Here is a 15,367-nt window from a genome sequence, read left to right as displayed (position 1 = left end):
AGGCCATGCGCTTTCGCGGGAAGTCCATCCGCAGGAAGATCGTGGCGTTGCTGCTGGTGCCGCTCGTCTCCCTCACGGGCCTGTGGGTCCTCGCCACCTATGTCACCGGCCGTCAGGCGAGCGAACTGATGACCGCCGGCAGCATCGTGGAGAAGGTCGGCGGACCGCTGGAGGAGACCGTCCGGGCCGTCCAGGCGGAACGTCGGCAGACCCTGGTCTATCTGGCGGACCCCCGCGCCTCCGACGCCCTGCCCGTCCTGCTGCGCCAGCGCGCCGACACCGACCGGGTGGTGGCCGAGGTCAGGGACAGCGCCCGGCGGAACGACGTCCGCGAGGAGCTGACCCCCGAGGCCCGCACCCGTCTCGACGCGATCCTGAGCGCCGTCGACGGCCTGGGCTCCCTGCGCGAATCGGTCGAGAGGCGCACCATCGGCCGGGCGAAGGCCCTGGACTTCTACAACGGCCTCGTCGACCCCGCGTACCGCTTCCTCAACGGTCTCCACACGACCGGGAACGGGTCGGTGGACCGGCAGATGCGGGCCCTGGCCGGGGTGTCCCGCGCCCGGGAGATGCTCTCCCGCGAGGACGCGCTGGTCGCTTCGGGGCTCATCGCGGGCCGCTTCACCACCGCCGAACTCCGTCAGATATCCGGCCTGGTGGCCCAGCGCGAACTGCTCTACGAGGTCAGCCTCGAGAACCTCCCCGCCACCGAACGCCGACGCGTCGAGCAGTTCTGGAGCAGCCCGGACGCCGAACCGCTGCGCACCGCCGAGGACACCCTGATCGCCGCCGGGCCCACCGAGCGCCCGGGCGCCGTCGACACCGAGCGGTGGCAGGAGGCGGCCCTGCCCGTCCTCGACCGGCTGGCACACGAATCCACGGAGATGCGCGACCGCTTCCAGGACCGCGCCGAACCGGTCGGGTACCGGGTCCTCGCGCAGGCCGGTGCCGCCGGAGTCCTCGGCTTCCTGGCCCTGGTCGTCTCGATCTTCGTCTCCGTACGGATCGGCCGCGAACTCGTCCGTGACCTCTCCCGGCTCCGCAAGGACGCCCACGAGGTCTCCGGCGTCCGGCTGCCGAGCGTGATGCGCCGACTGGCCGCGGGCGAACAGGTCGACGTCGAGACCGAGGCCCCGCACCTCACCTACGAGCGCGACGAGATCGGCCAGGTCGGCCAGGCGCTCAACACCCTCCAGCGGGCCGCCGTCGAGGCCGCGGTCAAGCAGGCGGACATGCGGCGCGGCGTCTCCGAGGTCTTCGTCAACCTCGCCCGCCGCAACCAGGTCCTCCTGCACCGCCAGCTGACCCTGCTCGACACCATGGAGCGCCGCACCGAGAACAGTGACGAGCTCGCCGACCTGTTCCGCCTGGACCACCTCACCACCCGTATGCGCCGCCACGCCGAGGGGCTCGTGATCCTCTCCGGCGCCGCCCCCTCCCGCCAGTGGCGCAAGCCCATCCAGCTCATGGACGTGGTGCGGGCGGCCGTCGCCGAGGTCGAGGACTACGAACGCATCGAGGTCCGGCGGCTGCCCCGGATCGGGGTGGGCGGCCCCGCCGTCGCCGACCTCACCCACCTCATCGCCGAACTCCTGGAGAACGCCACCGTCTTCTCGCCCCCGCACACGGCGGTCCAGGTGCACGGCGAACGCGTCTCCAACGGCTTCACCCTCGAAATCCACGACCGGGGCCTCGGCATGCCCCCCGAGGTCCTGCTCGACGCCAACCTGAGGCTCGCCGAGACCCCCGACTTCGAGCTCTCCGACACCGACCGCCTCGGCCTCTTCGTGGTCAGCCGCCTCGCCCAGCGGCAGAACGTCCGGGTCTCCCTCCAGAAATCGCCGTACGGAGGCACGACGGCGGTCGTGTTCATCCCGGCCGCCCTCCTCACCGAGGCCCCCGACACCCACGGCACCGGATTCCGCCTCGACCGCCGTGCGGAGCGGGCGATCGGCAGCGGCCGTACCAACGGCGACGCGCCGGGCACCGGGGGCGGCCGGGACTCCGCGGCCGAGGGCGGCGACCGCAGGGCCGGTGGCCGCTCCACCGTCCTCTCCCCGGTCCCCACCGGGCTCACCGGACCGGCCGTCCTCGACGGCCCGGTCGAGCTGGAGGCCCCGGTCGGCCCGCTGGACCTCGTGGACGACCCGCTGGACCGCACCCCGGACCCGGCACTGGACCCGGCCCTGGGGCCCGTGCTCGACGGAGTCTCCGACCTGGAGGACACCGAGAGCGAACGCGGCGGCATCTTCCGCGCCCGTGACCTGCGCCGCGACGACGACCACGACGACGCCCTGGGCGCGCGCCGCGACGACGACCTGAGCGCCCGCCGGGACGACGACCTGGGTGCGCGCCGCGACGACGCCCGGGGCCTCCGCAGCGAGGACGCCGTCAAGCTGCGCCGCGGTGACGCCGGGAACGCGCGCCGCGCCGCAGGCCGCGAACAGCACCAGCAGGCCCGCGACCACGGCGACGGCCCCACGGCCGCCGTCCGTCCGATGCGCCCCGCCGGACCGGTCCCGCTGCCGCGCCGCACCCCGCCGACCCTGGTCACCGACCGGGGCCGCCGCGTGGACGACCAGGACCCGGGGGCGGCCGACCGGTCCGCGACCGCTCCCCGCACCCCGACCGGCCCGGTCGCGCACAAGGAACCCCCGCGATCGCCCCGGGGCGCCGGAGCCCCGGACGCATCCCGCGCCACCCACGTAACGCACACCCCCGACGCACCACGGTCCCCGGGCGCATCACAGATCACCCCCACCACCCCCTGGGCCGCCCGCGCCGCACTCCGCACCCCCACGCCACTCGGCAGCACGGAACCACGGAACGGCAGCACGGAAGCCCCGCGTGGCAGTACGGAAGCCCCGCGTGGCAGTACGGAACCCCCGCACGGCACCACGAAGCCCTCGCACGACACCACAGAACCCCCGCGCACCCCCGAACCACCCCGCATCCCCGAGGCCCGGCGCGGCACCACCCCCGCGCCGGACGGCCCGGCCGCCCCCGACACCGTGGGCGGCCTGCCCCGGCGGGTCCGGCAGGCCAGCCTCGCCCCCCAGCTCCGTGAGGACTCCGCAGACCGGACTCCGCACCGGGCGCCCGTGGACACGGCCGACGACGTCGAGCGTGACGCGGACGAAGTACGCAACCGTATGGCCTCACTCCAACGCGGCTGGCAGCGCGGTCGTCGGCAGAACGCCGAACACGCCGAGAACACCGACGACACGGCCGGCTCCGAGGGAACAGCACCAGGAACCACTCCGGGAGGGGACGGTCGATGACCGCACCGAACGCCGCAGCACCCAACCCCGCACGCCACGGCTCGGGCGAACTGAACTGGCTGCTCGACGAACTCGTCCAGCGCGTCGCCAGCATCCGCAAGGCGCTGGTGCTCTCCAGCGACGGGCTCGCCACCGGCACCTCGCAGGACCTGACCCGGGAGGACAGCGAGCATCTGGCCGCCGTCGCCTCCGGGTTCCACAGCCTCGCCAAGGGCGTGGGACGCCACTTCGACGCGGGGCAGGTACGCCAGACCATCGTCGAACTCGACGAGGCGTTCCTCTTCGTCACCGCGGCGGGGGACGGCAGCTGTCTCGCCGTCCTGGCCGATGCCGACTCCGACGTGGGCCAGGTGGCGTACGAGATGACGCTCATGGTCAAGCGCGTGGGGGCTCATCTGGCCAACGCCCCGCGGACGACCGGTCTGCCCGCCGGAGGGTGAGGGGCGGGAATGAGCGCTGACTCCCCCCGGGGCATGGACCCCGCCTCTCCGGACGGGGCCGCCGACCCCCAGTCCTCGCGTTGGTACGACGCGGAGGCGGGGCCGGTGGTCCGCCCGTACGCCATGACCCGGGGGCGTACCAGCAGCGCCTCCCGGCACCGGCTCGACCTGATCGCCCTCGTCGTGCCCGAACCGGCCGCCGAGGACCCCGGCCGGGACCAGACGCTCGCGCCCGAACACGTACAGATCGTCGAACTCTGCAGCGACACGCCCCAGTCGATCGCCGAGCTCGCCGCCGGACTCGACCTCCCGGTAGGGGTGGTACGGGTCCTGGTCGGCGATCTCGTCGAGGACGAGCTGGTGCACGTCACCCGTCCCGTTCCACCGGCCGAGCTGCCGGACGTGAACATTCTTCGCGAGGTAATCAATGGCCTTCGGGCGCTCTAGCCGCCGCTCCCAGCGGCCCGTCGAGCCCGTCACTCTGAAGATCCTGGTGGCGGGAGGGTTCGGCGTCGGCAAGACGACCGCGGTCGGCGCGGTCAGCGAGATCAGACCGCTGCGCACGGAGGAACGCCTCAGCGAGGCGGGCCGCCCGGTGGACGATCTGGAGGGGGTCGAGGGGAAGACCACCACCACGGTCGCCATGGACTTCGGCCGGATCACGCTCCGGGAGGACCTCGTCCTCTACCTCTTCGGCACGCCGGGCCAGGACCGCTTCTGGTTCCTCTGGGACGAGCTGGCCCAGGGCGCCCTGGGCGCGGTCGTCCTCGCCGACACCCGGCGCCTGGAGGACTGCTTCGCCGCGGTGGACTACTTCGAGCGCCGGCGCATCCCGTTCACCGTGGCCGTCAACTGCTTCGAGGGGGCGGGCCGGTTCCCCGCCGAAACGGTACGGGCCGCACTCGATCTCGACCCCGAGGTCCCGGTGCTGCTGTGCGACGCGCGGGACCGCTCCTCGGTGCGTGACGTTCTGGTCGCGGTGGTCGAACACGCCCTGGAGCGCGCGGCCCGGGACCGCCAGCCCGTCGCCACCTGAACGGGTTTACGCGTGCGGCCCGTACCCCCGCCGACAGGGGTACGGGCCGCACGTCGTCCGGCGGACCGGGCTGTGAGTGTTCTGCGGCCGTGACGGCTCGTCAAGTCATGGGCGCACCCGACCCGTTCTGCCGCACCTGTTCTAGCGGACGGCGATCACCGCCGAACCGTGCCCGAAGAGACCCTGGTTGGCCGTGATGCCCACCCTGGCCCCCGGCACCTGCCGGTCCCCGGCCCGGCCGCGCAACTGCTGCGTCAGCTCGCAGACCTGGGCGATCGCCTGCGCGGGCACCGCCTCGCCGAACGAGGCCAGCCCCCCGCTCGCGTTGACGGGAATCCGGCCGCCCAGCGCGGTGGTGCCCGCGCGCACGAGCCCGGCCCCCTCGCCGGGACCGCACAAGCCGATGTCCTCGTACCACTCCAACTCCAGTGCCGTGGACAGGTCGTAGACCTCCGCCAGCGACAGATCCTCCGGCCCGGCCCCCGCCTCCTCGTACGCGGCCCGCGCGAGCGACGCCCGGAAGCTCTCCGGCGACGGCTCCACGGCCACCGCCGAGTCGGTGCCGATGTCCGGCAGATCGAGCACGGTCCGGGGGAAGGTCGGCGTCACCGTGGAAACGGCCCGGATACGCACCGGATCGGCCACCCCGCGCCGCCGCGCGAACTCCATGCCGCACAGCACCAGCGCCGCCGCCCCGTCGGAGGTGGCGCAGATGTCCAGCAGCCGCAGCGGATCGGCGACCATCGCGGAGGCGGCGACCTCCTCGGCCGTCACCGGCTTCCGGTAGCGGGCGTACGCGTTGAGCGCGCCCGCCGCCGCGTTCTTCACCTTGACCAGCGCGAAGTCCTCGGGCGTATCCCCGTACAGGGCCATCCGGCGGCGCGCGTACAGCCCGAAGTACGCCGGGTTCGTCGCCCCGAGCACCCGGAAGCGCAGCCAGTCCGGATCATCCGGCCGCTCCCCGCCCGCCGGGGCGAAGAACCCCTTGGGCGCCGCGTCGGCCCCCACCACCAGCACCACGTCCGCCATCCCCGCCAGGATCTGGGCCCGCGCGGTATCGATCGCCTGGGCCCCCGACGCGCACGCGGCGTACACGGAGGTCACCCGCGCCCCCTGCCACCCCAGCGCCCGCGCGAACGTCGCCCCGGCCACATACCCCGGATAGCCGCCCCGGACCGTCTGCGCGCCGACCACCGACCCCACCTCGGGCCAGCCGATCCCCGCGTCGGCGAGGGCGGCGCGCGCGGCGACCCGCCCGTACGCGACGAAGCCGCGCCCCCACTTGCCCCACGGATGCATCCCGGCCCCGAGAACGGCCACATCACCGGTCACGACACCGCCCCCTCCGCCGCCGGTACGGTTCCCGGCTCCTCCGGTCCGGCCTCCGCCGCCACGGGCCGCCAATTCCAGGTCGTATGTACGGTGTTGGCCCCCGCGTCCTCGTCCAGGACGCCCGGCACCACCTCCACCGCCGACCCGACGGGCAGATCGGCCACGCCCACCCCGGGCGCGGCCTGCCCCAGCACCACCATGCGCTCGGCCGCCAGCTCCACGGCGACCAGGGTGTACGGCACCCAGGGCGCCCCGGGATCGCTGACGTACGGGGGAGGGGGCCGGTAGCGCCCGTCGGTGCAGGACCACACCGTGCCCCGCCGGGACAGCGGCACCTCCTCCAACTCGCCGCCGGGACAGCCCGGATTGCGGCAGTGGCCGTCCTCCCGGGGGAAGTGCACGGTCCGGCACCCGGAGCAGCGGGTGCCCAGCAGCCGGAACTCCTCCCCGGGGCCGTCCCCGGTGAACCAACCGGCCACCACCGGTATGCGTGTACGCGACAAAACCCCTCCCCGGCATCACTTCTGACGGAACGTCAGAAGTGTGCCACGGGAGGCCGCCCCCGACGAGAGGCGCGGCCCGGAGCCCTGCTCTGTACGCGGCTCAGCCGTGCTCGGCCCGCCACTTCGCCGCGGTCTCCGCCAGCTCCGCGTCCCGTCCCGCGAGCATCATTCGGATCATCCGCGCATCCCCGCGCAGCGACCACGCCGGATGCCCGAAGGTGGCGGGGTTGTTCTTCTCGATCAGGAAGTGCGCGGGCCAGGCCGTGCCGTACCCGATCAGCGGCAGGGCCGCCAGATACCGCTTCCGGCCCCGGGCCAGCCCGTAGGCGGCGACGGTGAGACCGGTCAGTGTGCCGGTCAGATGGACCCAGCGGGTGGCGGCGCGGGAGTGCATCGCGACGTAGTACGGCCAGAATTCCTCGTACGAATCGAACGTCTGCTGTGACATACGGGCACCGTAGCCGCCCGGACCGCAACCGAAAACGGTCCTTGCGCGTCCGAAGGGAAGAACGGGCGGCCGGAGCCCACGGGGGTGGTCCCGGTCCGCCCGTTCACCTCCCTCCGGCACCCGCCCCGCTCAGTGCCCGGCGACCGACCCGAGAGCCACCGGAAAGTCGAAATAGGTGTCCGGGAACAGCTCGGGCCTATGGGTGAAGTGCCACCACTCCTCCGGCAGATTCACGAACCCCACCTCGGCCAACGTCCGCTTCAGGAACTGCCGGTTGGCGCGCTGGGTCCCCTGAATCCGGGGGTCGTCCGTGTGCGAGAGGGTGTCGAAACAGTCGTAACCGGTGCCCATGTCCACCGAGTTGTCGGGAAACCGCTCGCCCCGGGGCGCGAAGCAGGGCGTCAGCCTCTCACCCGGACGGTACGGCCTGGTCGGCAGCGCCGGAAGCCGGACCAGCGTCAGGTCCACCGTGCTGCCCCTGCTGTGCCCGGACCTCTCCGCGATGTAACCGTCCTCGAAAAGCCGGTGCTTGCCGACCAGCGGATAGAACTCCCCCTTCATCGACTGTTCTTCGAGATCCTCCGCCCACCGCACGAAGTGGTCCACCGCCCGCTGCGGCCGGTAACAGTCGTACACCTTCAGCGAATACCCCTGGCGCAGCAGCCGCTTCTGCGCGAGGTGCAGCGCACGGGCGGCGGGCCGGGTCAGGATGCAGACCGGCTGCCGGTAGCCGTCGACCCGCTCGCCGAGGAAGGTGTGCGCGGTGGTGTAACGCATCTCCTGGATGATCGTCGGATCGACCGAACGCAGCGCCACGAACTCCCGGGGAGCCGTGGGTTCGGGGCGCGCCCGGGCCGGCGCCGGGGAGACGACCGCACCGGCGAGCAGGGCAGCGGCGGCGGCAGCGGTGGCCAGGGCACGGAGGGCGGTACGCATTCCTGTCATGGCCCACATCGTCCACCGGCTTCACGGCACGGGCGAGAGGACGACCACCGGCTTCGCGGCAGGCGCGAGAGAGCACGATCGCCGCTTCACGGCACACACGAGAGCACGATCACCGGCTTCGCAACACGCACAAGAGCACCATCGGATACAGTCCGCCCGTGCCCGAGCCCACCAACAGCCCCGCCCCGACGGCCGGTCGGCAGCCCTCCCCGTACGTCAGGGACTCCCACTGCTCCACCTGCGGAGCCCCGTACACGGCCCTCCCGGCCCCCGGCACCTGGCCCCGCACCTGCGCCCGCTGCGGTGCCACCGCCTACCGCAACCCGCTCCCGGTCGCCGTGGCCCTGCTCCCCGTGACCGGCCCCGGCCCGACCGGCCTCGTCGTGATCACCCGCACCATCGAACCGGGGAAGGGCGGCACCGCGCTGCCCGGCGGCTTCATCGACCACGCCGAGGACTGGCGCCACGCGGTCGTCCGGGAACTGCGCGAGGAGACCGGGATCGAGGCCGCCGAACAGGACGTCCGCCTGGCCGACGCCCTCAGCGACACCGCGGGCCACCTCCTGCTCTTCGGCCTCCTCCCGCAACGGCCCCTGTCGGCCCTGCCGCCCTCCACCCCCACCCACGAGACCTCGGGGTACGAGATCCTCCACGCCCCGCGCCCGCTGACGTTCCCGCTCCACACCGAGGCCGTGAACGCCTGGTTCGCGGGCCGCTACGGCTGAGACCCCCGGTGTACGGGCTCCGCCCGGCAGAGGACCCCTCAAGGGGCCCGCTCACCCCTCCACCACCCCCCGCACCCGCACCGGAAGCCCCACCGCCTCCACCCCCTCCCCACCGCCGTCCCGCTCCACCACCACACGGTCCCCCTCCCACCGCGCCACATACCGCTCGACCTCGGCCTCCGCCCACCCGTCACCCGGGTCCCGGACCACCAGCCCGCCCCCGGTACGCCCCGGCGCCGGGGCCCACACCTCCAGCTCCAGCTCCCCGTCCGCGTCCCGCACCGGAATCACCGCCCCCGCCCGCGCCAGCACCGGAATCCGCGAGAGCGGCGCCTCGACCACCACCGGCCCCGGCCCCTCGTACGCCCGCCCGGTCACCGTGTCGTACCAGCGCCCCCGGGGCAGCCGCACCACCCGCCGGTCCGCACCCGCCTCCAGCACCGGCGCCACCAGCAGCGCGTCGCCCAGCAGGAACGCGTCCTCGCACCCCCGCAGCCCCCGGTCGCCCGGCGCCCCCCACCACACCGGCCGCACATAGGGCGCCCCCGTCAGCCGCGCCACCTGCGACAGCGTCACGAAGTACGGGTGCAGCCGCTCCCGCTCCACCAGCGCCGCCCGCGCGTGCTCCAGCACCTCGGGCCCGAACTCCCACGGCTCCCGGCGCCCCGCGTCGATCGCCGCATGGGTCCGGAACAACGGCAGGTACGCGCCCAGCTGGAACCACCGCAGATACAGCTCCGGCGACGGGAACCCGTCGAACCCGCCCACATCCGGCCCCGAGTACGGCACCCCGCACAGCCCGAGGCCCAGCACCAGCGAGAGCGAGGCCCGCAGCCCCGGCCACCCGGACGACACATCACCGGACCAGGTGCCCCCGTACCGCTGCATCCCCACCCACCCCGACCGCGAGAACAGGAACGGCCGCTCCTCCGGGCGCAGCCGGAGCAGCCCCTCGTACCCGGCGCGCGCCATCGCCAGCCCGTACACGTTGTGCGCCTCCCGGTGGTCCCCGCCGTGGCCCTCCAGGACGTGCCGGGCGGAACGGGGGAGCGACGGGTCCCCGAAAGCCGCGAACGACACCGGCTCGTTCATGTCGTGCCAGACCCCCGAGAAGCCCTGCGCAAGCCGCTCCCCGTACAGAGATCCCCACCATTCCCGCACAAGCGGATCGGTGAAATCCGGATAGACGCAGGCCCCGGGCCACACCTCGCCCACCACCACCCGCCCCCGCGCGTCCCGGACGTACGCCCCCCGCTCCCCGACCGCCAGCCCCGCGTCGAACACCGCGTCGCCCGGCGCCGCCTTCACCGCCGGATCGACGATCGACACCAGCCGCACGCCCTCCGCCCGCAACTCCTTCGCCAGCCCGGGCAGATCGGGGAACCGCTCCCGGTCGACCGTGAACACCCGGTGCCCGTCGTAGTGGTCGATGTCCAGATGCAGCACGGACAGCGGCAGCCCCCGCTCCCGGTACCCGGCCACCACCCGCCGCACCTCCCGCTCGCTGCCGAACCCCCACCGGGCGTGCTGCGGCCCCAGCGCCCACGACGGCGGCACCGCCGGCGCACCCGTCAGCGCCGTCCACCCCTGGAGCACCCGGGCCGGTGTCCCCGCCACCACCCAGCAGCGCAGCGGACCGCCCTCCATCCGCACCTCGCACGTGCCCGGCCGGTCGTGCCCGGACCCCGCGCCCTCCTCGCCCTCGCGCACCACCACCCGGCCCGCCCAGGTGTTGTCGTGGAACGCCAGATGCGTACCCGCGTCCGAGACCACCACCTGCACCGGCATCGTCAGATACAGCGGATCGTCCCCCGGACCGAACCGCCCGCCCGGATCGGTGTTCCACAGCCCGTACGCCCCGTCCCGCAGCCGGGGCCCCGACGCCCGCCCGCCCAGCCCGAAGAACCGCGCGTCCGCAGGCACCTCCGACCGCTGCACCCACCGCACCGAACCCCCGCCCACCGGCTCCCACCAGCGCGGCGGCAGCTCCCGCCGCAGCAGCACCCCGCCCGGCGTCCGCAGCTCCACCGCACCGGAACGCGACACCAGCACCGTCAGCCGCTCGGACACCACCTGCCAGCCACCGTCCTGACCCGGCTCCAGCACCGCCCGCGGATCGGCCGCGGGCACCTCGCCCGCCGGTGCGTACGACGGCAGCGGACCGGCCCCGTCCCACGCCCAGAACACCGCACCGCCCACCGCCACCCTGATCCGCAGCTCCGAACGGGCGAACCGCACCACACCCCCGCCCGGACCCGGCTCCGCCCCCACCAGAGCACCGGGCACCCGGGCCCGCTCGGCACCGCGCGCGGGCAGCGCACGCGCGTCCGCCGACCGGCGCCGCCAGGCAGCACGCACCGTGCGCAGCCCCCGTACCGAACCGACCAGCTTCACCCGACGCACCAGGTCACGACCGTCCATGGCGCACACCATGCCACCCGCCCGGACCGCAGAACCTCCCGTTCAACTCCCGTTCACCCGCTCCGCCGCGCAACCGCCCGGCCCACCGACGGCCCGGCACCCACCCCCACCGAGCCCCGCATCACGTCGACCCACCCTGGTGCCGAAGACGATCACATGGCATCGTCCGTGTCAGCCGCCCACGCGCACACCCCAGCCGTGCGCGCCGACACGCCACCCGCGTACCCGTCGTCCAGCCAGGGAGCCGCCCCATGACCGCAGCCACGCCCGACGCCCCTCTCTGGCAGCCCGGCCCCGAACGCATCGCCGCCGCGGCCGTCACCCGCTTCCAGAGCTGGGCCGCGAGCCGCTACGGAGCCCCGGCCGAGGGCGGGTACGCGGCCCTGCACCGCTGGTCCGTCGACGAGCTCGACACCTTCTGGCAGGCCGTCGCCGACTGGTTCGACATCCGCTTCTCCACCCCGTACGAGAGCGTCCTCGGCGACCGCACCATGCCCGGCGCCACCTGGTTCCCCGGCGCCACCCTCAACTACGCCGAACACGCCCTGCGCACCTCCGAGGACCCGGCCCGCGCCGACACCCCCGCCCTCCTGTACGTCGACGAGACCCACACCCAGGTCCCCATCAGCTGGTCCGACCTCCGCCGCCAGGTCGGCGCACTGGCCGCCGAACTCCGCGCCCTCGGCGTCACCCCCGGCGACCGCGTCAGCGGCTACCTCCCCAACATCCCGCAGGCCGTCGTCGCCTTCCTCGCCACCGCGGCTGTCGGCGGCGTCTGGACCTCCTGCGCCCCCGACTTCGGCGCCCGCAGCGTCCTCGACCGGTTCCAGCAGATCGAACCCGTCGTCCTCTTCACCGTCGACGGCTACCGCTACGGCGGCAAGGAGCACGACCGTACGGAGACCGTCGCCGAACTCCGCCGCGAACTGCCCACCCTCCGCGCCGTCGTCCACATCCCGCTGCTCGGCACCGACGCCCCCGAAGGCGCCCTCGCCTGGGCCGCCCTCACCTCCGCCGACACCGAGCCCGTCTTCGAGCAGGTCCCCTTCGACCACCCGCTCTGGGTCCTCTACTCCTCCGGCACCACCGGCCTGCCCAAGGCCATCGTCCAGTCCCAGGGCGGCATCCTGCTCGAACACTTCAAGCAGCTCGGCCTGCACTGCGACCTCGGCCCCGAGGACCGCTTCTTCTGGTACACCTCCACCGGCTGGATGATGTGGAACTTCCTCGTCTCCGGCCTCCTCACCGGCACCACCGTCGTCCTGTACGACGGCAGCCCCGGCTACCCCGACGTCAGCGCCCAGTGGCGGATCGCCGAACAGACCGGCGCCACCCTCTACGGCACCTCCGCCGCGTACGTCATGGCCTGCCGCAAGGCCGACATCCACCCCGGCCGCGACTTCGACCTCTCCCGCGTCCAGTGCGTCGCCACCACCGGCTCCCCGCTCCCGCCCGACGGCTTCCGCTGGCTCCACGACGAGGTCGCCGACGACCTCTGGATCGCCTCGGTCAGCGGCGGCACCGACGTCTGCTCCTGCTTCGCCGGAGCCGTCCCCACGCTCCCCGTCCACATCGGCGAACTCCAGGCCCCCTGCCTCGGCACCGACCTCCAGTCCTGGGACCCGGCGGGCAAACCCCTCACCGACGAGGTCGGCGAACTCGTCGTCACCAACCCGCTCCCCTCCATGCCGATCCGCTTCTGGAACGACCCCGACGGCAGCCGGTACCACGACAGCTACTTCGACATGTACCCCGGCGTCTGGCGCCACGGCGACTGGATCACCCTCACCGACCACGGCTCGGTGATCATCCACGGCCGCTCCGACTCCACCCTCAACCGCCAGGGCGTCCGCATGGGCTCCGCCGACATCTACGAGGCCGTCGAACGGCTCCCCGAGATCCGCGAGTCCCTCGTCATCGGGATCGAGGAACCCGACGGCGGCTACTGGATGCCGCTCTTCGTCCACCTCGCCGAAGGCGCCACCCTCGACGACGATCTGCGCGCCGCGATCAAGGCGACCATCCGCGAGAACCTCTCCCCGCGCCACGTCCCGGACGAGGTCATCGAGGTCCCCGCCATCCCGCACACCCTCACCGGCAAGCGCATCGAGGTCCCGGTCAAACGCCTGCTCCAGGGCACCGAGCTGGCCAAGGCGGTCAACCCGGGCTCGGTCGACAACCTCGACCTGCTCCACTTCTACGCCGAACTGGCCGCGAGCCGCCGCCGCTAGAAGCCGTCCCGGACCGGTTGTCAGTCCCCCTGATTACGCTGAGTGAGCAAGGATTCACCGTGCACAGGGGGACACGACACATGGCGCAGACGAACAACACCAAGCGCACCACCGAGCACAGCTCGAAACACCGCACGGCACCCGGCACCACCCTGCGACGCATCCTGCGCCGCGAAGCCCCCAGCACCGTCGGCCTCCTGGTCGACGAGCAGGACTTCGCGGCCATGCGGCGCTACCGCACTTTCCCCTTCGACGACCACGCCGCTTACCTCCACCAGGTCGAGCGCCTGCTCAAGACGCTGACGGCCCAGGGCGTGCACACCACGATCGCCCTCTTCGACCCCGAGGACTACGCCGAGTTCTGCGCGGAGTCCGGACTCGACGCGGACACCGGCGCCAGCCGCAGCCGCTTCACCGCCGAGATCGCCGCCGCCGGAGCCACGGTCGCCTACACCGGCCAACGCCTGACCGACCTCATCCCCCTCCTGGTCTCCCGCGCGGTCCGCCGTGCCACCTGGGAGTACGCCACCCTCGTCCTCACCGACCTCGGAGCCTGCGCGGACTGCGGCCAGGACATCGGACGCGCGGCCTTCGACCGGGCCTCCCACCTCCTGACCCGGCTGCTGGAGCGGGCCGGACCGGGCACCCACCACCTGGTCTGCTCCACCCCCACGGAGAACGACCAGCTCCTGGCGGTGCTCCACACCCACCGCGACCCCACGGGCCCGGCCCGCCTGGACACCTCGGAAGGAGCGGAGTTCGCCACCGTGCTCGCGGTGGCCATCGCCCTGGAGAAACCCGGGGGAGTGGTGCTCCGCACCAGCGCCCCCGACACCCCGGACCGCGTCCACGGCTGGCGCCTGGCCCACGGCGCCCTCGCCCCGCTCACCGCGGGCGAGGTCTTCAACGCCTACTGCACCGACGCCGAGACCGGAGAGCCCGTCTCCCCGGAATCCGGCGTGGAGTACTGCGCGGGCTTCGACATCGGAGCCGACCCCGCGGAACCGCACCACTGACGCCGACACACAACAGGAGGGGCTCCCCGCCCCCAGGCGGAAAGCCCCTCCTGCAACACACACCACCCGCGGCGTGCCTACTCGCCGGACAGCACAGCCTGAGCGGCCTTGCGGGCCTCGTCGGCGGAGTCGGCCGAACGGGCGGCGTTCGCCGCACGCTCGCACTGCGCCAGCGTGTACTTGGCCAGCGTGGCGCGCACATAAGGAATGGACGCGGCACCCATCGAGAGCGAGGTGACCCCCAGCCCCGTCAGCACACAGGCCAGCAGCGGATCGGACGCGGCCTCCCCGCAGACACCACAGCTTTTGCCCTCGGCACGGGCGGCCTCGGCGGACAGCGCCACCAGGTCCAGCAGCGCCGGCTGCCACGGGTCCTGGAGCCGCGACACCGCGCCCACCTGACGGTCGGCGGCGAAGGTGTACTGCGCCAGGTCATTGGTGCCCAGCGACAGGAACTCGACCTCCTGGAGGATCGACCGCGCCCGCAGAGCGGCGGACGGAATCTCCACCATCGCGCCGAACTTCGCCCGCAGCCCGGCCTCGCGGCACGCGTCCGCGAACGCCTTGGCGTCGGTGCGGTCGGCCACCATGGGGGCCATGACCTCCAGGTAGACCGGCAGCCCCTCGGCGGCCTTCGCCAGCGCGGTCAGCTGGGTACGCAGCACCTCGGGGTGATCCAGCAGGCTCCGCAGCCCGCGCACACCCAGCGCCGGGTTCGGCTCGTCGGCCGGCGTCAGGAAGTCCAGCGGCTTGTCGGCCCCGGCATCCAGTACGCGTACGACGACACGCCCCTCGGGGAACGCCTCCAGCACCGCCCGGTAGGCCGCGACCTGCTTCTCCTCGGAAGGAGCCTGCTTGCTGTCGTCCAGGAAGAGGAACTCGGTGCGGAACAGCCCCACACCCTCGGCCCCCGCCTCGACAGCGGCGGGCACATCGCCCGGACCGCCGACATTGGCGAGCAGCGGCACCTTGTGCCCGTCGGAGGTGGC

The 15,367-nt window shown here is 73.4% G+C and carries 13 protein-coding genes (1 of these 13 running past the window's edge); 7 read left to right on the top strand and 6 right to left on the bottom strand.

What is annotated here, in order from left to right; all coding sequences use genetic code 11:
• Positions 1-5: 5 nt before the first annotated feature.
• Genes B7C62_03455 through B7C62_03440 form a run of 4 tightly spaced genes read left to right on the top strand, consistent with a single transcriptional unit; the run spans position 6 to position 4,757 of the window.
• The gene (locus B7C62_03455; protein ARF71415.1) at positions 6-3,281 is read left to right on the top strand and encodes a histidine kinase; all 3,276 of its coding nucleotides are present in this window, start codon (positions 6-8) and stop codon (positions 3,279-3,281) included.
• Positions 3,278-3,721: a dynein regulation protein LC7 gene (locus B7C62_03450; protein ID ARF71414.1), complete on the top strand. Its 444-nt coding sequence runs from the start codon at positions 3,278-3,280 to the stop codon at positions 3,719-3,721. The genes B7C62_03455 and B7C62_03450 overlap by 4 nt, the downstream gene beginning before the upstream one ends.
• A gap of 9 nt (positions 3,722-3,730) precedes the next feature.
• Positions 3,731-4,168, top strand: coding sequence for a hypothetical protein (locus B7C62_03445; GenBank protein ARF71413.1), 438 nt, complete (start codon positions 3,731-3,733; stop codon positions 4,166-4,168).
• Positions 4,149-4,757, top strand: a complete 609-nt coding sequence (locus tag B7C62_03440) for an ATP-binding protein (protein ARF71412.1) — start codon at positions 4,149-4,151, stop codon at positions 4,755-4,757. Before B7C62_03445 ends, B7C62_03440 begins: the two co-directional genes overlap by 20 nt.
• Positions 4,758-4,898: 141 nt before the next feature.
• On the opposite strand, the gene B7C62_03435 is transcribed toward B7C62_03440, so the two are convergent.
• The 4 genes from B7C62_03435 to B7C62_03420 form a co-directional block, all read right to left on the bottom strand.
• A complete protein-coding gene (locus B7C62_03435) occupies positions 4,899-6,089 on the bottom strand; it encodes a lipid-transfer protein (protein ID ARF71411.1) in 1,191 nt (396 codons plus the stop codon).
• The gene (locus tag B7C62_03430) at positions 6,086-6,568 is read right to left on the bottom strand and encodes a benzoylsuccinyl-CoA thiolase (protein ARF76968.1); all 483 of its coding nucleotides are present in this window, start codon (positions 6,566-6,568) and stop codon (positions 6,086-6,088) included. Before B7C62_03430 ends, B7C62_03435 begins: the two co-directional genes overlap by 4 nt.
• A gap of 124 nt (positions 6,569-6,692) precedes the next feature.
• Positions 6,693-7,040 carry a hypothetical protein gene (locus tag B7C62_03425; GenBank protein ARF71410.1) on the bottom strand — a complete coding sequence of 116 codons (348 nt, stop codon included), beginning with the start codon at positions 7,038-7,040 and terminating at the stop codon, positions 6,693-6,695.
• 129 nt (positions 7,041-7,169) lie between these two features.
• Complete coding sequence (locus B7C62_03420; GenBank protein ID ARF76967.1) at positions 7,170-7,985, bottom strand: D-alanyl-D-alanine dipeptidase; 816 nt, start codon at positions 7,983-7,985, stop codon at positions 7,170-7,172.
• Positions 7,986-8,143: 158 nt separating this feature from the next.
• Between B7C62_03420 and B7C62_03415 the strand changes: the two genes are divergently transcribed.
• Positions 8,144-8,710, top strand: coding sequence for an NUDIX hydrolase (locus B7C62_03415; GenBank protein ARF71409.1), 567 nt, complete (start codon positions 8,144-8,146; stop codon positions 8,708-8,710).
• Positions 8,711-8,761: 51 nt separating this feature from the next.
• Here B7C62_03415 and B7C62_03410 read toward each other — a convergent pair whose 3' ends face one another.
• A complete protein-coding gene (locus B7C62_03410; GenBank protein ARF71408.1) occupies positions 8,762-11,131 on the bottom strand; it encodes a glycosyl hydrolase in 2,370 nt (789 codons plus the stop codon).
• Positions 11,132-11,382: 251 nt separating this feature from the next.
• Here B7C62_03410 and B7C62_03405 point away from each other — a divergent pair, with 251 nt between their 5' ends.
• Together B7C62_03405 and B7C62_03400 are read left to right on the top strand one after the other, a co-directional pair.
• Positions 11,383-13,362, top strand: a complete 1,980-nt coding sequence (locus tag B7C62_03405) for an acetoacetate--CoA ligase (protein ARF71407.1) — start codon at positions 11,383-11,385, stop codon at positions 13,360-13,362.
• Between the two features lie 80 nt (positions 13,363-13,442).
• On the top strand, positions 13,443-14,378 hold the full coding sequence (locus tag B7C62_03400) for a hypothetical protein (GenBank protein ID ARF71406.1): 936 nt from the start codon (positions 13,443-13,445) through the stop codon (positions 14,376-14,378).
• Positions 14,379-14,455: 77 nt separating this feature from the next.
• Here B7C62_03400 and B7C62_03395 read toward each other — a convergent pair whose 3' ends face one another.
• A protein-coding gene (locus tag B7C62_03395) for a phosphoenolpyruvate--protein phosphotransferase (GenBank protein ARF71405.1) crosses the window boundary here: on the bottom strand, positions 14,456-15,367 show its 3' portion. Its footprint extends 759 nt past the window's final position; only the last 912 of its 1,671 coding nucleotides appear in the window; the start codon falls outside the window, past its right edge; it ends in the stop codon at positions 14,456-14,458.

Origin of the sequence: Kitasatospora albolonga, from assembly GCA_002082585.1 — a bacterium.
GTDB classification, from domain to species: Bacteria; Actinomycetota; Actinomycetes; order Streptomycetales; family Streptomycetaceae; genus Streptomyces; species Streptomyces stephensoniae.
Note: the sequence above shows the minus strand (reverse complement) of the source record. Positions and strands in the feature narration are given on the sequence as shown.